The 23,043-nt window shown below is 62.1% G+C and carries 20 protein-coding genes; 9 read left to right on the top strand and 11 right to left on the bottom strand.

Features of this window, described 5'->3' with window-relative positions; all coding sequences use genetic code 11:
* The first annotated feature begins 2 nt into the window (after positions 1-2).
* Positions 3-851 carry a fumarylacetoacetate hydrolase family protein gene (locus DEVEQU_RS10875; protein ID WP_126150601.1) on the top strand — a complete coding sequence of 283 codons (849 nt, stop codon included), beginning with the start codon at positions 3-5 and terminating at the stop codon, positions 849-851.
* A 2-nt stretch (positions 852-853) separates the two neighbouring features.
* On the top strand, positions 854-1,633 hold the full coding sequence (locus DEVEQU_RS10870) for an SDR family NAD(P)-dependent oxidoreductase (protein WP_126150600.1): 780 nt from the start codon (positions 854-856) through the stop codon (positions 1,631-1,633).
* Between the two features lie 97 nt (positions 1,634-1,730).
* Here DEVEQU_RS10870 and DEVEQU_RS10865 read toward each other — a convergent pair whose 3' ends face one another.
* From DEVEQU_RS10865 to DEVEQU_RS10845, 5 genes are read right to left on the bottom strand one after another with little or no spacing between them, the layout of a single operon-like run.
* Positions 1,731-2,540, bottom strand: a complete 810-nt coding sequence (locus tag DEVEQU_RS10865) for an ABC transporter ATP-binding protein (protein ID WP_126150599.1) — start codon at positions 2,538-2,540, stop codon at positions 1,731-1,733.
* Positions 2,533-3,408 carry an ABC transporter ATP-binding protein gene (locus tag DEVEQU_RS10860; protein WP_126150598.1) on the bottom strand — a complete coding sequence of 292 codons (876 nt, stop codon included), beginning with the start codon at positions 3,406-3,408 and terminating at the stop codon, positions 2,533-2,535. The genes DEVEQU_RS10865 and DEVEQU_RS10860 overlap by 8 nt, the downstream gene beginning before the upstream one ends.
* A complete protein-coding gene (locus tag DEVEQU_RS10855; protein WP_126150597.1) occupies positions 3,405-4,292 on the bottom strand; it encodes an ABC transporter permease in 888 nt (295 codons plus the stop codon). The genes DEVEQU_RS10860 and DEVEQU_RS10855 overlap by 4 nt, the downstream gene beginning before the upstream one ends.
* Entirely contained in the window at positions 4,285-5,289 is a 1,005-nt protein-coding gene (locus DEVEQU_RS10850) for an ABC transporter permease (RefSeq protein ID WP_126150596.1), read from the bottom strand. The genes DEVEQU_RS10855 and DEVEQU_RS10850 overlap by 8 nt, the downstream gene beginning before the upstream one ends.
* A 52-nt stretch (positions 5,290-5,341) precedes the next feature.
* The gene (locus DEVEQU_RS10845; RefSeq protein WP_126150595.1) at positions 5,342-6,871 is read right to left on the bottom strand and encodes an ABC transporter substrate-binding protein; all 1,530 of its coding nucleotides are present in this window, start codon (positions 6,869-6,871) and stop codon (positions 5,342-5,344) included.
* Between the two features lie 384 nt (positions 6,872-7,255).
* Here DEVEQU_RS10845 and DEVEQU_RS10840 point away from each other — a divergent pair, with 384 nt between their 5' ends.
* Positions 7,256-9,409 carry an indolepyruvate ferredoxin oxidoreductase subunit alpha gene (locus tag DEVEQU_RS10840; RefSeq protein WP_126150594.1) on the top strand — a complete coding sequence of 718 codons (2,154 nt, stop codon included), beginning with the start codon at positions 7,256-7,258 and terminating at the stop codon, positions 9,407-9,409.
* Positions 9,410-9,431: 22 nt separating this feature from the next.
* A complete protein-coding gene (locus DEVEQU_RS10835; protein WP_223214183.1) occupies positions 9,432-10,970 on the top strand; it encodes an indolepyruvate oxidoreductase subunit beta family protein in 1,539 nt (512 codons plus the stop codon).
* Positions 10,971-10,981: 11 nt separating this feature from the next.
* On the opposite strand, the gene DEVEQU_RS10830 is transcribed toward DEVEQU_RS10835, so the two are convergent.
* The 3 genes from DEVEQU_RS10830 to DEVEQU_RS10820 are packed head-to-tail and all read right to left on the bottom strand — an operon-like array spanning position 10,982 to position 13,924.
* Complete coding sequence (locus tag DEVEQU_RS10830; protein ID WP_223214182.1) at positions 10,982-11,509, bottom strand: MarR family winged helix-turn-helix transcriptional regulator; 528 nt, start codon at positions 11,507-11,509, stop codon at positions 10,982-10,984.
* 21 nt (positions 11,510-11,530) lie between these two features.
* Positions 11,531-13,111 carry a phytoene desaturase family protein gene (locus DEVEQU_RS10825; protein WP_126150592.1) on the bottom strand — a complete coding sequence of 527 codons (1,581 nt, stop codon included), beginning with the start codon at positions 13,109-13,111 and terminating at the stop codon, positions 11,531-11,533.
* Between the two features lie 21 nt (positions 13,112-13,132).
* A complete protein-coding gene (locus DEVEQU_RS10820) occupies positions 13,133-13,924 on the bottom strand; it encodes a cyclase family protein (protein WP_126150591.1) in 792 nt (263 codons plus the stop codon).
* A gap of 210 nt (positions 13,925-14,134) precedes the next feature.
* On the opposite strand from DEVEQU_RS10820, the gene DEVEQU_RS10815 reads away from it, so the two are divergent.
* Both DEVEQU_RS10815 and DEVEQU_RS10810 read left to right on the top strand, forming a co-directional pair.
* Positions 14,135-15,700, top strand: a complete 1,566-nt coding sequence (locus DEVEQU_RS10815) for a phytoene desaturase family protein (protein ID WP_126150590.1) — start codon at positions 14,135-14,137, stop codon at positions 15,698-15,700.
* A 102-nt stretch (positions 15,701-15,802) separates the two neighbouring features.
* Positions 15,803-16,777 (top strand): AraC family transcriptional regulator, encoded by a 975-nt coding sequence (locus DEVEQU_RS10810; protein WP_126150589.1) that lies wholly within the window; start codon positions 15,803-15,805, stop codon positions 16,775-16,777.
* A 51-nt stretch (positions 16,778-16,828) separates the two neighbouring features.
* Here the strand turns inward: DEVEQU_RS10810 and DEVEQU_RS10805 are convergent, their stop codons facing one another.
* The 3 genes from DEVEQU_RS10805 to DEVEQU_RS10795 are packed head-to-tail and all read right to left on the bottom strand — an operon-like array spanning position 16,829 to position 19,355.
* Complete coding sequence (locus DEVEQU_RS10805) at positions 16,829-17,629, bottom strand: SDR family oxidoreductase (RefSeq protein ID WP_126150588.1); 801 nt, start codon at positions 17,627-17,629, stop codon at positions 16,829-16,831.
* On the bottom strand, positions 17,626-18,132 hold the full coding sequence (locus tag DEVEQU_RS10800; protein ID WP_126150587.1) for a flavin reductase family protein: 507 nt from the start codon (positions 18,130-18,132) through the stop codon (positions 17,626-17,628). Before DEVEQU_RS10800 ends, DEVEQU_RS10805 begins: the two co-directional genes overlap by 4 nt.
* Positions 18,129-19,355, bottom strand: a complete 1,227-nt coding sequence (locus DEVEQU_RS10795) for a styrene monooxygenase/indole monooxygenase family protein (RefSeq protein ID WP_126150586.1) — start codon at positions 19,353-19,355, stop codon at positions 18,129-18,131. The genes DEVEQU_RS10800 and DEVEQU_RS10795 overlap by 4 nt, the downstream gene beginning before the upstream one ends.
* Positions 19,356-19,856: 501 nt before the next feature.
* Here DEVEQU_RS10795 and solA point away from each other — a divergent pair.
* Genes solA through DEVEQU_RS10780 form a run of 3 tightly spaced genes read left to right on the top strand, consistent with a single transcriptional unit; the run spans position 19,857 to position 23,027 of the window.
* Positions 19,857-21,038, top strand: coding sequence for an N-methyl-L-tryptophan oxidase (gene solA / locus DEVEQU_RS10790; protein ID WP_126150585.1), 1,182 nt, complete (start codon positions 19,857-19,859; stop codon positions 21,036-21,038).
* Positions 21,039-21,042: 4 nt separating this feature from the next.
* Entirely contained in the window at positions 21,043-22,035 is a 993-nt protein-coding gene (locus DEVEQU_RS10785) for a dipeptidase (protein WP_126150584.1), read from the top strand.
* A gap of 20 nt (positions 22,036-22,055) precedes the next feature.
* Positions 22,056-23,027, top strand: coding sequence for an ABC transporter substrate-binding protein (locus DEVEQU_RS10780; RefSeq protein WP_164550353.1), 972 nt, complete (start codon positions 22,056-22,058; stop codon positions 23,025-23,027).
* Positions 23,028-23,043 lie beyond the last annotated feature (16 nt).

Below are 23,043 nucleotides of genomic sequence, written 5' to 3'. Positions count from 1 at the left end.
AGATGAAACTTGCTCGATACGGCGCGCCCGGCGCCGAGCGCCCGGCACTGGTGGACAACCATGGCGTGTTGCGGGACCTGAGCGGGGTGGTCAGCGATATCGACGGATCGCTGCTTGCCTCGGCGGAGTTTGACAGGCTTCGCAGTCTGGACGCCTCCACCCTGCCGGCAGCACCGGTTGGCAGCCGTATCGGCCCCTGCATCGCCGGGGTCGGCAAGTTCATCTGCGTTGGTCTCAACTATGCCGACCATGCAAAGGAAACCGGCAAGGAACCGCCGGCCGAACCGATCCTCTTCATGAAGGCGACCAGCGCCATCATCGGACCCAATGACGATGTCGAAATTCCAAAGGGCTCGGAAAAGGCCGACTGGGAGGTCGAGCTCGGGATCGTCATCGGCAGACGCGCAAAATATGTCAGCGAAGCCAAGGCGCTTGATCACGTTGCCGGCTATTGCCTGGTCAATGATGTGTCGGAACGCGCGTTCCAATCGGAGCGCGGCGGCCAATGGACCAAGGGCAAGAGCCACGATACATTTGGGCCAATCGGCCCCTGGCTGGTCAGCCGCGACGAGATCGCCGATCCGCAAAATCTTGACCTCTGGCTCGATGTCGATGGCGTCAGGCGCCAGACCGGCAATACCAAGACCATGATTTTCGGCGTTGGCTTCCTCGTCCATTATATCAGCCAGTTCATGACGCTGGAGCCCGGCGACATCATCGCTACCGGCACGCCTCCGGGGGTCGGTCTCGGTCATAAGCCGCCCGTCTTCCTGCGCGCCGGACAGACCATGCGTCTGGGCATTACTGGCCTGGGCGAACAGCAGCAACACACCATCACAGCGAGGGACTGAGCATGGGCCGACTGGACGGAAAACTTGCCATCGTCACCGGTGGTGCACGTGGACAGGGCGAGGCGGAGTCTCGCCTGCTCGCCCGTGAAGGTGCGGCTGTTATCATCGCCGATGTGCTTGAGGCCGAAGGCAAGGCTTTGGCTGACGACCTGACCAATGCAGGCCACGAAGCGCGCTTCATCCGCCTCGACGTGACCGATCCGGAGAGCTGGGCCAAGGTGATTGACCTTGCCGCTGCGTGGAAGCACCGCGTCGATATCCTCGTCAACAATGCCGGGATCATCAACCGCACGACCGTGGCCAGCACCACGCTCGAGGCGTGGGAAAAGGTGCTCAAGGTCAACCTGACCGGCGCTTTCCTCGGCATCCAGGCCGTGCGCCCGTTGATGGCTGAGAAGGGTGGCGCAATCGTCAATATTTCGTCCAATAGCGGATTTTCCGGCCATTACGACCCGGCCTATACTGCCAGCAAATGGGGCCTACGCGGGCTGACCCGCAGCGCGGCGATGGAAATGGTCGGCGAAGGCATTCGCGTCAACGCCATTTGCCCGGGCCTCGTGGTCACGGGACTCAATGCCGACAGCCCGCACCTCAAACCGATGATCGGCATCACGCCGATGAAGCGCAGCGGCAAGCCGGAGGAGATCGCCGAACTGGTGCTGTTCCTCGTGTCCGACGCATCAAGCTTCATAACCGGCGAAGATTTTGTCATCGATGGCGGCTTTACCGCCGGCGCCGCCTATCGGCACGTGGCCAGCGCCACCGGCATCTACAAGGACTGAGGCGTAGTCGGAGCGACAAAGGCCTTTAGCTCAAAGGCGCTGCAGTTATCCCGAACCAAAATGAAAAATGAAAAGGGCCGGTTTCCGGCCCTTTTGTTTACCAGCGCACCGACGGATCGGGGATGGGAATGGCGGAGATAAGCGCCTGTGTGTAGGCGTGTTTTGGTTTGGCGAAGACGGTTTCGCTTGCCCCCTCCTCCACTACCACGCCGCCATTGAGCACGTAGAGGCGATTGCAGAAGGCGCGGATGACCGAGAGGTCGTGGCTGATAAAAGCTAGCGCCATGCCCATTTCCTGGCAGAGTTCGCGCAATAGGGTGAGCACGCGCGCCTGGGTGGACACGTCCTGTCCGGACACCACCTCGTCGGCGAGGACGAAACGTGGGCGCAACAGGGCAGCGCGGGCGATGCCAACGCGCTGGCGCTGGCCGCCGGAGAGCTCATGCGGGTAGCGCGACAGCACGGCAACAGGCAGGCCGACGCGTTCGAGCATGGCGGCGGCAATGCCGACTGCCTGGCGCTGGTCGGACGCCACGCCGTGCAGCAGCAGCGGCCGGGTCAGGATGGCACCGATAGTGTGTCGCGGATTAAGCGAGCTCATCGGGTCCTGAAAAATCATCTGCATGTGACGCTTGCGCGCGATATCACCGCCGGGAAAATCGGCAAGGGCGAAGCCGTCGAACAGAACACTGCCCTCAGTGGCTGGGACCAGGCCGAGCATGGCGCGACCGAGAGTGGACTTGCCGGAGCCAGACTCGCCCACGATCCCGACGATCTCCCCAGCCTCGATATAGAGATCGACGCCCCGCAACACGCGGGTGGACGTGTTGGCGGGACCGAGAAAGGAGCGCCGCGCTGCATAATCCACCACGAGGCCGCGTGTTTCCAACAAGGCATGTTCAGGCATGGCGTGCTCCGTCGAACTGTGCAATTTCGGCGCGGCATGCGGCGATAATAGCGTCGTCGATCGGATGGAGCCCCGCCGCCGGATCGTCATAACGAGGGCTCGCCGCCAAAAGCGCGCGCGTATAGGCATGCTGCGGATGATGGAACACGGCATCAATGCCGCCCCGCTCCATCACCTTGCCTTGGAAGAGTAGCGTGACCTCGTCGCAGATCTGCGCCACGACGCCCAGATCATGGGTGACGAAAACCACGGCGGTGCCGTGTTCGGCCTGCATCTGCTTGAGCAGCAGCAGCACCTGCTTCTGCACCGTGACGTCGAGAGCGGTCGTCGGCTCGTCGGCGATCAGCAGCCGCGGCTCGATGGAGAACGCTGCAGCAATCAGAACCCGCTGGCGCATGCCACCGGACAGGTGATGCGGAAACTGCTTCATCACCCGCTCCGGCTCGCGGATGGCAACCTGATCGAGCAGTTCGAGCCCACGCTGCCAGGCGGCACGACTGCTGAGGCCGCGCCAAAGGCGCAGGCTGTCGATCAACTGGTCCCCGACGCGACGACCGGGATTAAGGGCGGTCAAAGGGTCCTGCGGGATGAGACCCACTTCCGAGCCAATAAGCTTGCGCCGCTCGGCTTCGTTGCCGCCGAGCAGGTCGCGCCCGGCCAGCGTCACCGTGCCGGAGGTGATGATCACGCCGCGCGACAGGATGCCGAGAATAACCTTGGAGATCGTCGACTTGCCGGCACCACTTTCGCCGACCAGGCCATGAATGCTGCCCGCCGCCACGTCGAGCGACACGTCCCGCAGGATAGGCTTGCCATCGCGGCGCGAGACGGCATTGAGATTGCGAATGGAGAGCAGAGGCTTGTTCATCGCTGCATCACCGGATCAAAGCTGGCGCGCAGGCCGGCGCCGAGTTGGTTGAAGGCGAGCACCGTGGCCAAGAGACCGGCCAGCGGCAGGGCGAAGACCCACCAGGCCTGGTAGATGATGGTACGGCCCTGCGCGATCATGCCGCCCCAGGTCGGGGTGTCGGAAGAGACCGAGAGACCAACGAAGGACAGGATGGCCTCGATGACGACGGCCAGGCCCAGCTCGAGCGTGAATAGCCCCAAAATGGTCCAGAGCACGTTGGGCAGAATTTCGCCGGCGAGGATGGCAAGGCGGGAGAAGCCCAGCACCTCGGCGGCAGTGACATAATCGTTGTTGCGCTGCGCCTGGGTTTCGGCGCGGACCACACGGGCAAAGCGCGTCCAATCGATAATGGCGATGGCAAAGATCACCGAATGCACGCCAGAGCCGAGAATGGCGACGATAAGGATGGAGAGGAGCACCGCCGGAAAGGCCATCCAGATTTCGATGAGCCGCGACACGACCACATCCACCCAGCCACCGAAATAGCCGGCCAGGAGGCCGACTATTGTCCCCAGCACTGCGGCAATAGTGGCAGCGGTGAAGGCCACGGTCAGCGCAATGCGCGTGCCGTGGATGAAACGGGAGAGGACGTCGCGGCCGAGATCGTCGGTACCCAGCCAGTAACCAGACTCGGTCCCGTTCATGCCAACCGGCGGTAGCGAGCCGAGCATCAGATCCTGTGCCAACGGATCGTGCGGCGCAATCCAGTCAGCGCCCAGAGCCAGGACGATCAGGAAGAGAATGAAGCCGCCGCCAATGATGACGCGCGGATTGGACAGTGCAGCCCGGATGGCTGGCCCCCAATTGCGGGAAATAGGAGCGGAGTTGGCGGTGTCAGCCATGACGGAGCCGGGGATTGAAAGCGACAATGGCGGCGTCCACGAGAAGATTGACGATGATGAAGATGAGCCCGAACATCAGCACGAGGCCCTGTATCAAGGGAAAGTCGCGATTGATCACCGCGTCGATGGCCATGCTGCCCAGTCCTGGATAGGCGAAGATTTTTTCGACGATCACCGTACCGCCAATGAGAAAGGTGAACTGCACACCGGCGAGCGCCAGCGTCGGGCCGATAGCGTTGCGCAGGGTTTCCGAGAAGATCAGCCGGGTCTCGTTCATGCCCTTGACGCGAGCCAGGGTCACATAGTCCTGCATCATCGCCTCGCCCAGCGCCTCGCGCAGCACACGGGCAATGATCGCGGCCAGCGGCAAAGCGAGGGCCAGCACCGGCATGGCCATGTGGCGGATGAGGTCCCAGGCGAGATCGAACCGAGCCGTCAGGATGGATTCGAAGAGATAGAAGCCGGAGACGAAATTGGTGCTGAGCGAGGGATTGATGCGGCCCGACAGCGGCAGCATTGGAAAGGTGACGCCCAGCAGCAGCACCAGGCCGAGCGCCCAAACGAATTCCGGGATGGCCAGCATCAGGCCGGTCGCGCCATCCAGCGCACCCGAGGCCCAGTTGCGGCGCCAGAGCGTGCCGCTGATAGCGATGGCGCCGCCCAGAAGCAGTGCGACTATGAGAGCTGAAAAAGCCAATTCGAGAGTCACGGGCAACCGCTCGAGCAGCAGCGAGCCGACGCCGATGCGGCGAGAAATCGAGGTACCGAAGTCACCCTGAGCCAGATTGCCCAGCCAGATCCAGAACTGATTGAACAGTGACTCATCAAGACCATAGCTGGCGCGCAACCGGGCAATATCCTCGGCAGTCGCGCTCGGCCCGATCATCATGGCGATGGGATCGCCGGGCGCCAGACGCAGCAAGAGGAACACCACCAGTGCCACGCCGAACAGCGTGATCGCGGCCATAGTGGCACGATTGAGAATTGACCAAATCATGGCCCAACTCCTCGGAAGCAGCGCCGCAGAGCCTGCGGCGCTGCCGATTGGATCAGACGCGAGAGATGAGCGACGGCTGCAAGGCGCCCGAAGTATTCGGGATAACCTTGAGCCCAGCCTTGAACAGGATCGGCTGCACATATTGCAGCAGTGGGATCACATAGCCTTCTTCGGCAATGTATTTGTCCACGGCCTTCCACCCGGCGATGCGCTTGGCTTCGTCCTTCTCGGTCCAGAGCGGGGCGATCATGGCGTCGAGATCTTCGGTGTCCCAAACCGAGTGCGGCGACGGCCCGAACATGGCAAAGCCGGTCGAGGCGGAGGCATCGCCGATGGCATCGCCCCAGTTGTAGAAGGCGGCCGGCGCCAGCTGGTCGGCGGCACGCAGCTCATAATGCTTGGCGATCTCGTAGACCTCGATCTCGGCCTCGATGCCGACCTTGCGCCACATGCCGACAATAGCCTGGACCATCTCATAGTCCTTGGGCTTCAGCCCGCGGGTGGTCTGGATGGCGAACTTGACCGGGTTTTCCGGTGAGAAGCCGCTGGCGGCCAGCAATTCCTTGGCTTTGGCCTCATCGTAGCCCACGACGATAGAAGCGTCGTAAGCCTCGTATTCGGGGGCCTGCAACGTGTCGATGGGAATACCATAGCCGCGAAGCAAGCGATCGATGATCGCCTTCTTGTCGATGGCGTGGTGGGCAGCCAGACGCACATTCTTGTCGAGCATGGCGTCGATATTGTTGAGGAAGATCATGCCGATATCGGAAATCGGCACGGCAACCCCGCCCAGGCCTTCGCTGACGCGCAGGCGGTCGAAGTCCTCATAGGAGACTTCCAGCGTCACATCGGCGGCGCCGCTTTCCACTTCGGCGGCGCGGCTCGTGGCATCGGTCACGAACTTGAAGATGACGGTGCGGAAATTGGGCTTTTCGCCCCAATAAGCATCGTTGGCCTTGAGCCGCAGGAAGCCGTTGCTTTCAAAGGCGTCCACCATATAGGGACCGGTACCGATGGGTGCGCGCTCAAAGCCTTCAGCACCGACCTTCTCGTAATAGGCCTTGGGCAACACATAGCCCGTAAGGAAGGCCATCCACTTGAAGATGGTGGGATCGAAGGCCACGACGTCGCCATCGATGCGGTTGCCGGTGACGGTGAAATTGCCGATCGAAGCCCAAACGCCGGAGACCGGGTTGCCATTGGACGGATCGGCGGCGCGCGTCAGCGACCACACCACGTCATCGGGGGTCAGCGGACTGCCATCATGCCAGGTCACGCCCTCGCGGACGTCGAACCAGACCTTGGTCTTGTCGTCATTGAAGCCCCAGTCGGTCAGCAGACCAGGAACGAACTGCAGATCGGGCGCCTGCCCGATATACTGGTCGAATACAGTGCGGTAGATCGCCTGGATGGTCGGGTTGACGGCGGAGGCCCCGGTCGTGGGGTCAAAGCTGGGCAGATTGACGTTGAAGGCGATGGTCAGCGTATCGGCATCCTGCGCCAGGCCCGGCAAGGTGCCTGCAAGAGCAGCTGCGACAAGCCCGGCCGAACCGGCCGCCAAGAATGAACGGCGTGACAGCATATTTGTATTCCCTCTATGCGTTCCCTTAAGTCGGCTAGCCCCTCAGCGCACCGACTTATACTTCATACCTAAACATATTCCTTTGCATGCATCTAGGGGCTATTTCCATATTTTAGGCAAGTAAAAGCGCCTGCCTAAGCGACGCGCATTTATTCTGATGTTTTCTGTCATGTTAATGTGGCAGCTGCCTCTTGAGGGCTCCACCGTACTAAGACTGACGGTTTTTCAAGCGGTTAATGCTGATTTCGCCCCATAGCCCAGAGCAGAAAACTGGCCAATTGACAGAGGGGCTGATCTATTTAAATATGCATTTGCATATATCAATGCCCGTTTGCGGCCTGAGGGGGCGAGAAAAGGGCAGTCGCCAAGGTTGGGAGAACGACGATGGCAGAGAGATCATTCGCGCGGGAGGTCGAAGACCTCAAGCTCGGCGCGGGCGACATTTTTCGCGGCGAAGGCATTCTCGCCATAACCAAGGCGCTGCTGCAGTCGGGCGTCTCCTATGTCGGAGGCTATCAGGGGTCACCGATTTCGCACCTCATGGATGTGCTGGCCGATGCCAAGCCGGTGCTCGACGATTTGGGCGTTCACTTCGAATCCTCTGCCTCAGAGGCAGCAGCTGCGGCCATGTTGGCAGCCTCGATCAATTATCCGCTGCGCGGCGCCGTCACCTGGAAGTCCACCGCCGGCACCAATGTGGCCTCCGATGCGCTCACCAACCTGGCCTCATCCGGCGTCAAAGGTGGCGCCCTAGTCATCTTGGGCGAGGACTATGGCGAGGGATCGTCGATTCCACAGGAGCGCAGCCACGCCTTTGCGATGAAGTCACAGATGTGGCTGCTCGATCCGCGGCCGAACCTTGAATCCATCGTCAAGGCCGTCGAGGACGGGTTCGAGCTGTCCGAGGCCTCCAATACGCCCGTCATGCTGCAAGTGCGCATCCGCGCCTGCCATGTCCATGGTCAGTTCGTCGCCAAGGACAACAGAAAACCCAGCTACACGCTGAAGGAGGCCCTGGAAAACCCGGTGCGCGACCTCAATCGCATCGTGCTGCCACCGCAGTCGATCACCGTGCATGACAAGGAAAAGTTGGAAAAGCGTTGGCCCGCCGCGCTCGACTTCATCCGCGAGCGTCAGCTCAACGAGTTCTTCGGACCCGAAGATGGTCCGGTTGGCATCGTGATGCAGGGCGGAATGTATAATTCGGTTATCCGTGCGCTGCAGTTGCTGGGTCTGGCCGACAGCTATGGCAACACGGCTGTGCCGCTCTATGTGCTGAATGTCACCTATCCCCTGCTCGACGACGAAGTGGTGCGCTTCTGCCAGAGCAAGCGCGCAGTGCTGATGGTCGAGGAAGGCCATCCCGACTATCTCGAGCAGGCGGTGAACACGGCGCTGCGCCGCAAGGATGTGCAGACGCGTGTGGCCGGCAAGGATCGCCTGCCGATGGGCGGCGACTACACCGCCGGCGTGCTGATGAAAGGCATCCAGTCGTTCCTCGAGGAATTCGAACCGCCGATGCTTGGCAATCGCCCGCCTTTGCCAAGCGCCGATGCGGTGCTGTCGAGCCCCGAGGTCAAGGCCCTGGCAGAAGTGGTTCCGGCCCGCCCAGCCGGCTTCTGCACTGGGTGTCCGGAACGTCCGATCTTTGCGGCGATGAAGCTGGTCGAGAAGGAGCTGGGTCAGCACCACATCTCGGCTGATATCGGCTGCCATCTGTTCTCCATCCTGCCGCCCTTCAATATAGGCGGCAGCACCATGGGCTATGGCTTGGGCCCAGCATCCGCGTCGGCCTTCAACGTGCCGGCCGGCAAACGCCCCATCTCGGTGATGGGTGATGGCGGCTTCTGGCATAATGGGCTCAATACCAGCGTGGGCAATGCCGTCTACAACAAGCATGACGGCGTGATCATGATCGTCGACAACCACTATTCGGCGGCCACAGGGGGGCAGGATATCCTGTCCTCACGCGCCCAGAACCCGCTGCGGTCGACCAACAACTCCATCACCAAGGCCGTCCAGGGCATCGGCGCGAAATGGGTCCGCCAGATCGACCGCACCTATGACGTGTCGAAGATGCGCGATACGCTCAAGGAAGCGCTGACCTCCGATGTGGAGGGCCCCAAGGTCATCGTCGCCTCCTCGGAATGCATGCTCAACAAGCAGCGCCGCGAAAAACCGCTGTTTTCCAAGAGCGTCAAGGATGGCAAGCGCATGGTGCGCCAGCGTTTTGGAGTCGACGAGGATACCTGCACCGGCGATCACGCCTGCATTCGCCTGTCCGGCTGCCCGTCGCTGTCGCTCAAGCATCTCGACGATCCGCTGCGCGACGATCCGGTGGCCTCCATCGACAATTCCTGTGTCGGTTGCGGCAATTGCGGGGAAGTCTCGGAGGCTGCTGTGCTCTGCCCGTCCTTTTATCGCGCCGATATCATCTATAATCCCACCGGCTGGGACCGTTTCGTCTCGCGCTTCCGCTCCGCCGTGATCGGCTTCTTCCAGTCCCGCCGCGCCGCCAAGCGCGTGGCTTTTGTCTGAGGTGGGAATGATGAACGCTCACATGACCCCAACCTTCGAAAAACCCATTGCCATCGCCATTCTCGCCATGGGCGGACAGGGCGGCGGCGTCTTGGCCGACTGGATCGTCTCCATGGCCGAGGCCGAGGGCTGGGCCGCCCAGTCGACCTCGGTTCCCGGCGTGGCGCAGCGTACAGGCGCGACCATCTATTATGTCGAGTTGCTGCGACCAAGCGCCGAGGGCAAGATGCCGGTGCTGTCGCTGATGCCGACGCAGGGTGATGTGGATATCGTGCTGGCAGCCGAGTTCATGGAAGCCGGTCGCTCGATGATGCGCGGACTGGTTACGCCGGAAAAGACTACTCTGATTGCGTCGACCCACCGGTCCTATGCCGTGGGCGAAAAGGAAGTGCCGGGCGACGGCACCGGCGACCCGCAAAAGGTCGCGGAAGCGTCTGGAATCGCGGCGCGAAAGAGCATCGTATTCGACATGCAGACGCTGGCTGAAAAGAATGGCAGCGTCATTTCGTCAGCCATGTTCGGGGCATTGGCCGGCGCTGGCGTGCTGCCATTTTCGCGCACCGCGTTCGAGAATGCGGTTCGGGCCGGTGGTAAGGGCGTGGAAGCCAGTTTGCGCGCCTTCGCCGCTGCGTTCGATCGTGCTGAAGGGGGCGCAACTGACCCGGTGAGCCGCAAGCCCGCCGTCACGGCAGCAGTCTTGCCAGCCAGTGCCGGCCATCCCAAGCTCGACGCGCTGCTGAACCGGCTGCGCTCAACACTGCCAGACAGCGCGCAGGCCATTGCCTTTGCCGGCCTCAAAAAGGTGGTCGACTGGCAGGACCCCCGTTATGGCGACGAATATCTCGACCGCCTGATCGCGCTGCATGACCTTGATATGAAGGCTGGCGGGGCTGCGCGGGATTTCGGCTTTACTCAGGCGGCGGCCAAATATCTCGCCAATGCGATGGCCTATGACGATGTCGTGCGCGTCGCCGACCTAAAGACCCGCGCCACCCGCTTCGAGCGCGTGCGCAAGGAGATTGGCGCCAAAGCCGAACAGGTGGTTTACACCACCGAATACATGCATCCGCGCATGGAAGAAGTGGCCGGCGCCCTTCCCGCCGGGATCGGCCGCTGGCTGACCGGCAATAAGGGGCTCTATGAGGGCCTGGACCGCTTCGTCAGCAAGGGCCGCCACGTCAAGACCGGCACGCTTTTCTGGTTTGCCGGGCTCTATTTCGTATCGGCGCTGAAGCCCATGCGGCGCGGCATGATGCGCCATGACATGGAAATGGCCCATATCGCCCGTTGGCTCGAGGTGGCGAACGGTGTCTTGCCGACAAATTACGATCTCGCCACCGCGGCGCTGGGCGCTCGGCGGCTGATCAAGGGCTATTCGGATACCCATGCGCGTGGCCAGACCAAGTTCGACAAGGTCATGTCGGCGGTGCCGCTGCTTGCCGATCGCGCCGATGGCGGCGTGTGGTTGGGGCGGCTGGTGGACGCCGCACTGGCCGACGAGGCTGGCAAGACGCTCGACGGTGCGCTGGCGACGATCCACAGCTTTTCCGAGGCAGCATAGGCCTTGTGCGATCAGTCCGGCGTGTCCTCTTTGGACTCGCCGGACGCAATCTTGAGCATGTTCCGCATGACCTTGTGCAAGGTATCGACAAAGCGGTCATACTCGTCGGCCGGCACGCCTTCGAACAGATCGGCATAGAGCTGGTAGAGCACCGGCCAGAAATCCTGCACCGCCGCCCTACCCTCTTCGGTGATATGAAGCTCGCGCACGCGCATGTCGTCGGCGCGGGACTGCCGACGGACATAGCCCTGAGTTTCGAGTGCATCCAGATTGCGGCTCATTGTCGACTGCTCGACCACCGCCAGATAGGACAGGTCATTGACCGTCAGGCCCGGCGAAATAGTGAGCAACAGCAGCGCGCGCATTTTGGGCGTCGTCAGATCATAGGACTTCAGCCGCTCCTGCAGGAACGTGTTGTAGGTCACCGAAATGCGATTGATCAGGAATGGCGCGAACTGGTTGAGCCCGATTTCACCCAGGCTGGGGATTCGGCTGGTATCTTCCGGCTCGCGCAACGAGCCCATGAGGTGCTTTGGCACGCAGTCACCCTTGGCTGGTGATTAACGAAGGGCCTTGGCCAGCAGGAAGCCGGAGCCTCCACCCAGTCCCGGCCCCGGATGCGTTGCCGCACCAATGTGATAGAGCCCAGGCACGTGGGTATTATGGTTGACGGTGTTCTTCAAGGGTCGCCAGATGAAGAACTGGTCTATGCCACAATAGCCGCCATAGGGATCGCCGCCCACCAGATTGACGTTCATCGACTCGAGGTCGGCCGGCGAATAACTACGGCGCTTGATGACGATCTCGTCGAAGTTGACGATGTGCCGGCGAAGGATGGCCTCAACACGGTCGGCAAAGGCTTCGCGCACGGCTTCGGTCCAGCGGCCATCAGCATCAACAGCGATTTCGCCCGCTGCGTCGCCGAGAATCGTTCTCGGCGCTTCGGGCAGTTGCAGCCAGAGGATGGATTGCCCCTCGGGCGCACGGCTAGGGTCGAGGGCGGCAGGCTGTCCCACGCAGATCGTGGGGACGGCAGGCAATAGACCGCGCTCGGCTTCGTTGGCGGCGCGCGACACGCCGTCGAGCCCAGGCGTCAAATGGATCAGGGCGACGTCAGCCATTCCTTCGGCCGCCCATTGCGGCTTGCCCTTGAGCGCGTAATGGATCTGCATGTCGCCCTTGCCATAGCGATAATTGGCGACGCCTTCAGCGACTTCCGCTGGTACCTTGGCAGCCGGCAGCAGCTTGCCATAGAGCTGACCGGGCGCGACCGAGCAGATGACGCCCTTTCGCGCCGTCAGGACCTCACCATTCGCCAGGCGGACACCACTAGCCCGCCCATTGGCGTCGATGGTAATCTCGGCAACTTCAGAGCCGGTGCGCACCGCGCCGCCCTGTTCGGCGATCAGGCCTTCGAAGGCGCGCACCGCATTGATGGCGCCTCCCCTAGCGATGGGGGCGCCGGCCATTTCCAGCGCAAAGCCGATGACCTTGAGCATTTCGCCGGAATAGGTGTTGTCCGGGTTGAGCCCGCAATGCAGCACCCAGGGTGCAAACAGAGCCCGTACCAGTTCCGAGCGGTAGCGCGTTTCAAGATAGGGGCGCGCCGAGACCAGCGCCTCGCCGAAGAAGCTGGCAAGACCCCGCAGCCCGCGTTTCCAGGCTTCACGCGCCACCAGTTTCATAGTCGCGAGCGACCAGAGTTGGCCTCCCAACAGGCCGAAGACAAAGCCGGCATTGGCGCCGAAGCGATCCATTTCGCGCTGGAAGCTGGCGCCATCGCCGGCGGCTGCGGCGTCGAAAGCGGCGATGTTGGCGGCACGGTCACCGGTCAATATCAGATGGCGACCATCTGGGAGCACCACGCCGGTGGGTGCCTTGGTGTTGCAAAATTCGAGGCCGTGCCGGGCGAGATCTGGGCCCAGCGCGGCAAAGGCTGGAGAGGTGGTGAAGAGCACGAAGGTAGTCGCCATGACGTCATGGACGAACCCTGGAACCGTTGCCTCTTCGGTGCGCAGGCAGCCACCCGGGACAGCATTGCGCTCGAGTACGAGCACCTTGTTGCCCCTCTTGCCCAACATGGCGGCGGCAACTAGCGAATTGATGCCGCTGCCGACAACGATGTAATCGAGCTGGCTCATGATCCACCTCTCCCTGTTTGCTTAGCCGCGCGGGACGAGCGCGAAGCAGCGCACCGGGCTGCCGGTGCCGCCGACGATCTTCAGCGGCGCGACGACCAGCAGCGCGCCGGTTGCCGGCAGCTTGTCGAGGTTAACGAGGCTGGCCAGGCCGTAGGCGCCGGCGCCCAACAACAGGGCATGGGCCGGGAATGGCGGATCAAATGTCGCGGCCGCGCCGGCGTCGGTGCCGACGCATTCATTGCCCCAGCCCAGAACTTGCTTTTCGACAAGGTATTTGACGGCATCGACGCTCGGCCCCGGCGTGTGCGGGCCGTTCTCATCGGCATTGAGGAACTGCTCGGTGCTGACATTGCGCGGATACCAGTCTGACCGCAGTACGACCCAGGCGCCCTTGGGAATGGCGCCGTGCTCGGCTTCCCAGGCCTTGATGTCATCGGCAGTCAGCAGAAAATCGGGATTGGCAGCGACTTCCTTGGACTTATCGATGACGACTACCGGCGCCACAAAGGTCTGCGGAGAAATGGTGTCGGTCGAATTGTTCGGCACGTCCTTGCCGGAAATCCAGTGGCTGGGGGCGTCGAAATGGGTGCCGGTATGTTCACCCAGTTCCATCCAACCCCAGGCCCACCAGGGACCGTCCTGGTCATAGGCCGAGATCTTGTGCATCTTGAACGCGGGCGTGTTCTTGGCAAAGTCGGGCGGCAGATAGAGAACCGGGGTATTCGGCCCCAGCGGAGCGGTCAGGTCGACGATTTCGATGGCGCCGGACGCCAGGGCGCCGGCGACGTTGGCAAGGGCTTGAAGTGAGCTCATGGCGGATTTTCCTCGTGAGGCTTGCGTAAACTGCGTTCCCACCCGCGTCTCCCCCGCGGGCACTTTATCAGGCAACTGCATGGAGTTTCCTGACCATAGAATACCTGCATTGCAGGCTTTGGAAAGATATTTTAGGTCGAAAATATCGACATATGCATATTTATTGTGACAGGCTGCACTCCTTGTTGGTTGACGCGGGGAGAAGTGGCCATGCAACAGGTAGACGCCATTGTCGTTGGCGCGGGCGTGAACGGGCTGGCAGCCGCCACCCACCTGGCCGAGCGAGGCTGGAGCGTGCTGGTGCTGGAAAAGGCCGATGCCCCCGGCGGCGCGGTGCGCACCGAGGAGGCCACCCTGCCCGGCTTCCGGCACGATCTCTGCGCCATGAACCTGTCCATGTTTGCGGGCTCTGCCTTTTACGCCACCCACAAGCAGGCGTTGCACGCGCAGGGGCTGGACTTCGTCGGCGTAGCGGACAGCTTCGCCACCCCTTTCGTCGATGGTCGATGGCTGGGCGTCAGCACCGACCTTGCGGCGACAAGTGCGCGCATTGCGGAGTTTTCCAGCGCTGACGCAGCCGCCTGGCGCGCGATGGCAGCAAGCTTTCCCTCGGATGCTGCCTATATCGGCGGTCTTCTTGGCAAGCCGATGCCGTCGCTTGCCGTGGTCAAGCTGATGTTCAGGGCCTGGCGCGAAAAAGGGCTGGACTGGATGCGGGACATGGCAGGCATGCTGGTCTCCTCGCCGCGCAACTATCTCGACAGGCATTTCGAAAGCCCGCAATTGCGCGCCATGATGGCCGCCTGGGGCATGCATCTCGACTTCGGTCCCGACATCGCCGGCGGCGCGGTATTCCCCTATCTCGAAAGCATGGCCAACCAGGCATTTGGGATGGTGCTCGGCAAAGGCGGCGCCGATGCCATTATCCGCGCCATGAGCGGCGTCATCGGGGCCAGGGGCGGTCGAATCGAATGCAATGCCGAGGTCACCGCCATCACCACGCGTAACGGCAAGGCAATTGGTGTACGGCTGAGCGATGGCCGCGAAATCAGCGCCAGCCGAGCCGTCATTGCCAATCTTCATCCGCGCCACCTCATCCGCCTTGCTCCCGACCTGCCCGCGCGGTTCACCGCCCCGGCGAGCAAGTTCCGCGCCGGTCCCGGTACGATGATGATCCATATGGCGCTCGACAGCCTGCCGGATTGGCAAGCCGGAGAGGACCTCAAGCGCTTCGCCTATGTGCATCTGGCGCCGGATTATGCCACCATGTCGCGCGTCTATCAGCAGTCCATCTCTGGACTTTTGCCCGACGAGCCTGTCCTCGTCGTCGGTCAACCGACGGCCCTCGATCCCAGCCGCGCGCCAGAGGGCAAGCATGTCCTTTGGGTGCAGGTCCGCACCCTGCCCTACGATATTGCCGGCGACGCAGCCGGAAAGATCAGCGCCCAGAATTGGGATGAAGCCAAGGGGCCCTATGCCGAGCGCGCCATCGACCTGATCGAACGGTATGCGCCGGGACTTCGCGGCAAGATACTGGGCATGGCAGTGCAGTCCCCGCTCGATCTCGAGCGGATGAACCCCAACCTGGTGGGCGGCGACAGCCTCTCCGGCAGCCACCACCTGGACCAGAATTTCCTGTTCCGACCAGTGCACGGCTGGTCGCGCTGGAAGACACCACTGTCCGGCCTCTATCAGGTAGGCGCTTCGACCTGGCCGGGCGCCGGAACCGGCGTCGGCTCGGGATTCATGCTGGCCCAGGATCTGGCGGGCAAGTGAGCGTGACCTGCACAGCTCTTGCGCATGACGCGGGCACTGTTTAATGTTTAGGCTTAAACTGTTTTCCGGCACTGCTCGCGGGCCGGAACGGGAGTGACGTCGATGACTGCTTTGCAGCAACCGCTCGCCCGCTATGAACGCTTCTCCACCACCGATGTGGACGAGGCGAGAGAACAGGTCGCCCGCGTTTATTGTGACCATCGTCTGCGTCCGCTCTCCGGCGCCCGTACCGTCGGGGCGTGGCAGACCATGGCGCGAACAGGAGCCATCGCGGTGGGCGCGATGAGCTATGGCGCGGACGTCGAGATCGAACCGGGCGCCCTCGATGACTTTTTTCTGCTGATGCTCCCCTATTCCGGCCAGGCGCGGATCAAGCAAGGGCGTCATGAGGCCGAGGCGTCTTCCGCACAGGCGACAGTCCTCAACCCAGATGATGCCACGCGCATGCGCTGGAGTGCCGACTGCGCCAAATTGATGGTGCGCATCGATCGCGGGGCACTTGAGCAGCAATTGTCGGCCATGCTCGGTGGCGCACCAGCCAAGGGCGTCCGCTTCGACCTGGCGATGCCGGTGCAGGGTGCGAGCGCGCATTGGTGGCGCATGGTGAACCTGCTGATGGATGGGTTGGAGCTTTCCGAAGAGCCGCCCAATCCGCTGGCGGCGAGCCTGCAGGAATCGCTGCTCATGGTGAGCCTGCTCGAACATCAGGCCAACAATTTCACCGCCAGGCTGGCCCAGCGCAGCAATGCCATCGCGCCGCGACATGTGCGCTTGGTGGAGGGCTTTATCGAAGAGAATGCGGACAAGCCGCTCGACCTTCAGGACCTGATCGCGGTGAGCGGCGTCAGCGGACGCGCGCTGTTCGATGGTTTCCGTCACTTTCGCGGCACCTCGCCGCTGGCCCATTTGCGCATGGTACGCCTCAATCGTGTGCGGGAGCAGTTGCTCACAGGCGGGGACGAGGAAACGGTTACGTCCGTGGCCACACAATGGGGCTTCTATCAACTGGGGCGCTTCGCGGCGCTTTACAAGGCGACATTCGGCGAGTCGCCGTCGGAAACACGCCGCCGCCGCTGATGCTGGATTGGGCCGACCCTTATCGCTGATGCGCTGGGCCGGCCACATGGTTCAGCGGACCGAGGCGCTGCCGCCGGTGAGCAGGGCAATCGCCTGGCCCGGACCTTCCGGCCCCAGCGCCGTGTAGCCGCCATCGACCTTGAGTTCAGAGCCGGTGGTGAAGCTGGCTGCCTTGGATGACAGGAACAGTACCGCCGCTGCCGCTTCCGGCCCGCGACCGACTCGCCCCAGGATGTGGAAATTTGCGCCGACACTGTCGGCCTTTTCCTGATCGTTACCGGACAGGCCGGCAATGGGATCGCTCCAGGTCCAGCCGAGAATGATGCTATTGGACCGGATACCGTCCTTGGCATAATCCAGCGCCTGCGAGTGTGTCAGGTGCAGGATGGCGGCCTTGGAGACCGGGTAAGTCCAGCGGCCGGACTGAGCCGCATAGGCGCTGATCGAGGAGATATTGACGATCGAGCCCCCCTGCTTCGCAAGATGCGGCCGCGCCTTTTCCGACAGCAGCGCGCTCGAGACCACATTGGTGTTCAGCGTATTGAGCCAGGACTCGCGGCTCGATTGAGCACCATTGTCGTCATAGACGGCGGCATTGTTGACGACGATGTCGAGCCGACCCCATTCCGCGGCCGCAGCAACGAGGGCATCGAGGTCTTCGTCCTTGCGGATGTCGGCAGCCACATAGCGCACCTTGTCGCCGAACTGCCTGGCTACAGCCTCGCCGGCTTCGCGGCTGCGTGCTCCAACCACGACCTTTACGCCGGCCTCTACGAGTCCCTTGGTGATATCGAGGCCAATGCTGGCCGCGCCACCCGTGACGATTGCCACCTTTCCTTCGAACTCGCTCATTGGCAGGCCTCCATCACCTGGGGTTTGTGCAATTGCTTGTAACCGCCGCCGAAGTAGAGCAACGGCTCGCCGGTATTGTGCTTGTAGTCGGTGACTTCGCCGATGAAGATCAGATGGTCGCCGGCATCCGGCGCCTGGGTGATGCGGCAGGAGAACTGGGCCAGCGCCCCCTGCACCACCGGCATGCCGCCGAGCTCGTCAAAGCTGACCTCCAGATCAGAACTGCCTCGCGACGAGAAGTGACGGGACAGATGCTGCTGGTCATGCGCTAGCACCGAGAGACCATAATGGCCGCTATCGTGCAGCGCCTGTTTCATCGAAGCCTTGTGGTCGATGCAGATCAGGACCAGTGGCGGGTTGAGCGAGACCGAGGTGAACGAATTCGCCGTCATGCCGTGGATGCGCTCGCCCCAGCGGGTGGTGACGATGAGCACTCCGGTGGCGAACATTCCAAAGGCCCGGCGCAATTGCGCCGGGTCGATATTGCTGATGGGTTCACTCATGCTGCTGCTCCCATGGCCTCAGCCAAGAAGGCGTCGGTGAGAGCCGGGTCAGTGATAGTCGGGAAGTAGGTGCGGGGGTCGTTGAAGCCGTTGACGAACCAGTGGGCCACCTTCTGGTTCTGCTGGGCCGTGCCGAGGATCTTGACCATGTGCTCGGGCGGCGGCAGCAGCATGTTGTTGGTCCAGCCAACGACGAACTGGGCATAATCCCAGTAGCGATCAAACGTCGCCTGCATGAAGGCGGCGTCATAGGGACGATCGCCATGCTCGAGAATCGCCGTGAGATAGGCCGCCGCGCAGTGGCTGGCATTGTTGGAGCCTTGGCCGGTGATCGGGTCGTTAAGGCAGACCGAGTCGCCCATGCCCAGTGCCACAGCGCCATTGGGCAGCGCCAGAACCGGCTTGCGCACGGTGGGCGGGAAGCGGCCAGCCAATATGCCGAGGTCGTCAGTCAGCACGCAATCCTTTGAGCGGGCATATTCCTCGGGCACGAATTCCTTGAGGATGCGGAGGCTCTCGGCCAGATGCTCCTGCGGGCTCTTCACATTGGCCCAATTGTCCATCGGGCCACCGGGAATGCCTTCGAACACCATGATCTCACATGGGCCGCTAAGGGTCAGCGCCGGGAATACGAAATACTCGCCCACACCCGGCATCAGGTTGAAATTGACCGCCGAATGCTCCTTGCGCGGCTCCATGCCGTGCACATAGGTCAGCGCCAGCGACCGCTGGGGTTTGTCGAAAGGCGAGCGCGTTTCGTCGCGCTGGAACAGCTTGCCGATCTCACCCTTGCCCGAGGCGACGATGACGAGGTCGCATTCCTGCTCGAGCGCTTCCAGCCCGGCCATGTCGACATCGGCGATGCGCAGTTCGCCACCGGCCTTTTCGAATTCTGTCATCCAGCGCGGCATCTTCACACGCTGGTCGATGGACTGAGCCGGCCTGTCGAGGCGGGACGACCACTGCATCGCGGTCTGGCCGCCCGGGACCAGGGAAAACTGGATTCCCTCCACGGGCGGCGCGTCTTTCCAGAAGTCGATGCCCAGGGCGCGCTCGTTTTCCAGCGCGCGGTCAAACATGCATTGGCTGGAGGTGACGCGGCCATTGCGGATCTGGTCCGGCGTCTGATTAGAGGTAATGACCACCTGGTAGCCATTCTTGAGCAGCCCCAGGCCCAGCTGCAGGCCGGCCTGACCGGCGCCAACAATTCCGATTTTTCGCATTTTCGTGTTCCCTTGCTTGTCCACCCTCATGGACTGCATGGGATCGTCGCAAATCCGTCATCCGGCGCTATGCAGCCAGTGCATGCACTATGCACTTATCGCTGATTGTTTGTGTCGAAGCGACCAACGGGTGATGGCTGAGGGCCAACAGGCAATCTGGGAAAGCGGCGCGCAGCAGTTGGCTTCTGCGGCGTAGCGCGACAGACGGCGCCAGGTCGCAGAAGTGACCAAATTCTACTCACGATGCATATCGTAGCATCACTTGCTATTTTTAGATTTCATGAAGGCAATATTTTCTATTTTAAGTGCCGATTGCGCACATAAATGCGATTGACGACCCGCTCAGCCTGTGGCTCGCTAGGCATACCAAACCCCGGCCAAGTGGGTCGCTCAAAAAACAAAACTCACGGGTCGGTGGAGCTTAAAATTTTAGGTCTATACCAATGCAGAGGCATGCATCTAGGTTGACGACCGCTCGGCTGTGACGAGAGGGTGGGCAGAATGCGTCGTTGTGAGTATGCAGTCCTGGGGCTCGGGGCTATGGGGAGCGCGGCATTCTACCAGCTTGCAAAGGCCGGGGCCGATGTCATCGGTATTGACCGCTACAATCCGCCCCATCCCCATGGATCTACTCATGGCGAAAGCCGCATCACCCGGCGCGCCATCGGCGAAGGCATGGCTTATGTGCCATTGGTCAGCCGCAGCCACGAAATCTGGCGCGACCTTGAGGGCCAAACCGGGCAGACCCTGCTCAGCGAAGTGGGGTGCCTCATCATCTCACGCGCCGACGATGCCGTTGAACGCCCAGGGCGAACCGGCTTTATCCAGCGTACGCGCGAGGCGGCCAACCGCTACAGCATTCCGCACGAAATTCTCGACGCCAATGCGATCCGCCAGCGCTTTCCGCAGTTCGCAGTCGCCGACGATGAAATTGGCTATTTCGAGCCGGGAGCCGGCTATGTCGAACCCGAGCGCTGCGTTGCCGCCCAGTTAACGCTGGGCAAGGCGCTAGGCGGGGAGACGGTGCTCGACACGAAGGTCACCGCCATCGAACACACGCCGGATGGCGTCCTGCTCAAGACAACGTTGGGCGATATCCTGGCCCAGAAGCTAGTGCTTTCGGCAGGCAGCGGCGCACCGAGCCTGTTAGGCGGCGCGTTCGAGACCATTCTCTCTCCCACCCGCCAGTCCATGCATTGGTTCGAACTCGAACCGGAGCTGCGGCAGGAATGGGCGAGCGGCCCGGTGTTTATCTGGCCGCATGGCGAGAGCGCCGACGACTTCTTCTACGGCTTTCCCGAGATCGATGGGCTGGGCGCCATCAAGATCGCCGACGAAGCCTATGGCAACCCCATCGATCCCGACCAAGTGGACCGCAACGTGCCGCTTTCGGCGTCTGCCGAAAAATATACCCGCCATCTGGCGCCGCGCCTCAAGGGCGTATCGGAACGGCGGCATAAGGCGGTGACCTGCCTTTACACCGCAACCCCGGACAGCGCCTTCGTCATCGACTGGCACCCGAACGATGAGCGGATCCTGGTGGTGTCCCCCTGCTCCGGCCATGGCTTCAAGCATTCAGCGGCCATCGGCGAGATTGCTGCACAGCTGGTGACCACCGGGCAGAGCGCCATCGATATTTCTGCCTTTTCTCTCAGCCGCTTCCCCGCATTTTCCGGAGTGTGATCCCATGTCCGCGAAGGACCTCATTGCGCAGTCGATCGTTTGGGAAAGCGTGGTCGGCTGGACGCCCGAATGCCTAGATAACGGGCCGGAAATGCTGACCCGTTTCGACAAGGCTGGCTTTTCCTTCGTATCTCTGACCATCGGCGCGGATTGGGACAAGCCCGAAGCGACGCTCAAGCATTTTGCCCAGCAACGCCGTTGGATCGAACGGCAGCACCGCTACCGGATCATTGAGACGGTCGATGACATCGGCGCAGCTAAGGCCGATGGGCAGATGGCGGTGAGCTTTCACCTGCAGGGAGCCGGCCCGCTTGGCTATGAGCCGACCCTGATCGACTTCTGGTACCGCCTGGGCATCCGCTGGATGATCCTGGCCTATAATACCCGCAACCCGCTGGGCGATGGCTGCCACGAACCGTCCGATGCCGGCTTGTCCATGCTGGGACGCGCCTTCGTAGCCGAGGCAAACCGCTGCGGCATGCTGCTCGACGCTTCGCATGCGGGTATCCGGACCAGTCTCGACATGATCGCGCTGTCGGAAAAGCCTATTGTCATTTCGCATTCGAGCATGCGCGCGCTTAAAGATCACGAACGCAATGTGACCGACGAACAGGTCAAGGCTCTGGCGGCACGCAATGGCGTGGTGGGCATCAATTCTATCGGTGCCTTCCTGACCGAGGACAACCAGTCCGGCCTCGAGCCGCTGGTGCGCCATATCGATCACGTGGTGCAACTGGTTGGCCCAGACCATGTGGGGCTGGGGCTCGACGTGGTGTTCTACCAAGACTTCATGACCAAGCTTTACGACGCCGGACCGATGATGGCGCAGCGCGGCTATCCGCGCCCCCCCTGGGCCGATGTGAAACCCGAAATTCTGCCCGACCTGGTCGAGGCCCTGATCGGCCTTGGCTATGGCGAGCCCGCAATCAAGGGCATTCTCGGAGAGAACTTTCTCCGCGTTGCCCGCGAAAACTGGCGCATCGCGCCAGCAAAATGACAGCACACGGAGGGAAAACCATGCTGCTCAAAAGACTATTTCTGGCTGCCGCTGCCCTTGCGACCGCTACCACAATGGCACATGCCGAACCCAAGCTCATCGCCATCGCCAGCTTCGGCGAACATCCGGCGCTGACCGAGACCGCCGATGGCTTCAAGGCCCGGATGACAGAGCTCGGCTATGTCGAGGGCACTGATGTCGTCTATGACTTCCAGCACGCCAATTTCGACCGCAGTCTCATCCCGCAGGTGTTGCAGCAGGTCGAAGCCAAGAAGCCGGCGCTGATCTTCGCCATCACCACGGGCCTCAACCAGGCGGCCGTGCGCGGCATCACCGACAAATCCATCCCCATCGTATTCGGCGCCGTCGTCGACCCCGTCGTCGCTGGCATCGTGCCCGACTGGGAGCACGGTTCGGAATGGAGTGCCGGTGCGGCCATGCTCCCCAACTTCAAGGAATCTCTGTCCTTCCTCAAGGAAGTCATTCCCGGCATCAAGAAAGTGGGTACGCTCTTCAATCCCGGCGAAGACAATGACGCGACCAATATCAAGCTGATCAACGAAGCTGCTGCCGAAGCAGGCATCGAAATCGTCGCGGTGCCGGTCGACAATCAGAACGATCTGCCGCAGCGCGTACAGAGCTTTGCCGGCCAGGTGGATGCTATCTTCCTGATCCAGTCCAACATCGTGCAGACCGCAGTGCCAGTGGTGGCCCAGGCCGCCCAGCGGATCAAGCTGCCGCTGTTCAATTCGGTTTATGCGCCGGACCTCAAGGACCAGTTGGCCGGGTTCCACGCCATCTCCTACTGGAAGAATGGCGAGCATGCGGCCGACATCGCCGACCGTATCCTCAAAGGCGAAAAGCCGGCCGATATCGCCACCTATATTCCCCAGCCGGAAGACTTCGACAAGCTGATCAGCGTCAAGGGTCTCGAGGCAGTCGGCCTGACCCTGCCGGAAGCGCTCAAGGACAGCCCCTGGATCATCAAGTGAGCGAACCCGTTCCTCT

The sequence above is a fragment of the Devosia equisanguinis genome (assembly GCF_900631955.1).
Classification (GTDB): Bacteria; Pseudomonadota; Alphaproteobacteria; order Rhizobiales; family Devosiaceae; genus Devosia; species Devosia equisanguinis.
The sequence above is the reverse complement of the archived record's forward strand: the minus strand, read 5'-3'. Positions and strand labels throughout refer to the sequence as shown.

Coding starts and splice junctions, on each gene's coding strand:
- DEVEQU_RS10875 (WP_126150601.1), top strand. CDS start 3: ATGAAACTTGCTCGATACGGCGCGCCCGGCGCCGAGCGCCCGGCACTG.
- DEVEQU_RS10870 (WP_126150600.1), top strand. CDS start 854: ATGGGCCGACTGGACGGAAAACTTGCCATCGTCACCGGTGGTGCACGT.
- DEVEQU_RS10865 (WP_126150599.1), bottom strand. CDS start 2,540: ATGCCTGAACATGCCTTGTTGGAAACACGCGGCCTCGTGGTGGATTAT.
- DEVEQU_RS10860 (WP_126150598.1), bottom strand. CDS start 3,408: ATGAACAAGCCTCTGCTCTCCATTCGCAATCTCAATGCCGTCTCGCGC.
- DEVEQU_RS10855 (WP_126150597.1), bottom strand. CDS start 4,292: ATGGCTGACACCGCCAACTCCGCTCCTATTTCCCGCAATTGGGGGCCA.
- DEVEQU_RS10850 (WP_126150596.1), bottom strand. CDS start 5,289: ATGATTTGGTCAATTCTCAATCGTGCCACTATGGCCGCGATCACGCTG.
- DEVEQU_RS10845 (WP_126150595.1), bottom strand. CDS start 6,871: ATGCTGTCACGCCGTTCATTCTTGGCGGCCGGTTCGGCCGGGCTTGTC.
- DEVEQU_RS10840 (WP_126150594.1), top strand. CDS start 7,256: ATGGCAGAGAGATCATTCGCGCGGGAGGTCGAAGACCTCAAGCTCGGC.
- DEVEQU_RS10835 (WP_223214183.1), top strand. CDS start 9,432: ATGACCCCAACCTTCGAAAAACCCATTGCCATCGCCATTCTCGCCATG.
- DEVEQU_RS10825 (WP_126150592.1), bottom strand. CDS start 13,111: ATGAGCCAGCTCGATTACATCGTTGTCGGCAGCGGCATCAATTCGCTA.
- DEVEQU_RS10820 (WP_126150591.1), bottom strand. CDS start 13,924: ATGAGCTCACTTCAAGCCCTTGCCAACGTCGCCGGCGCCCTGGCGTCC.
- DEVEQU_RS10815 (WP_126150590.1), top strand. CDS start 14,135: ATGCAACAGGTAGACGCCATTGTCGTTGGCGCGGGCGTGAACGGGCTG.
- DEVEQU_RS10810 (WP_126150589.1), top strand. CDS start 15,803: ATGACTGCTTTGCAGCAACCGCTCGCCCGCTATGAACGCTTCTCCACC.
- DEVEQU_RS10805 (WP_126150588.1), bottom strand. CDS start 17,629: ATGAGCGAGTTCGAAGGAAAGGTGGCAATCGTCACGGGTGGCGCGGCC.
- DEVEQU_RS10800 (WP_126150587.1), bottom strand. CDS start 18,132: ATGAGTGAACCCATCAGCAATATCGACCCGGCGCAATTGCGCCGGGCC.
- DEVEQU_RS10795 (WP_126150586.1), bottom strand. CDS start 19,355: ATGCGAAAAATCGGAATTGTTGGCGCCGGTCAGGCCGGCCTGCAGCTG.
- solA (WP_126150585.1), top strand. CDS start 19,857: ATGCGTCGTTGTGAGTATGCAGTCCTGGGGCTCGGGGCTATGGGGAGC.
- DEVEQU_RS10785 (WP_126150584.1), top strand. CDS start 21,043: ATGTCCGCGAAGGACCTCATTGCGCAGTCGATCGTTTGGGAAAGCGTG.
- DEVEQU_RS10780 (WP_164550353.1), top strand. CDS start 22,056: ATGCTGCTCAAAAGACTATTTCTGGCTGCCGCTGCCCTTGCGACCGCT.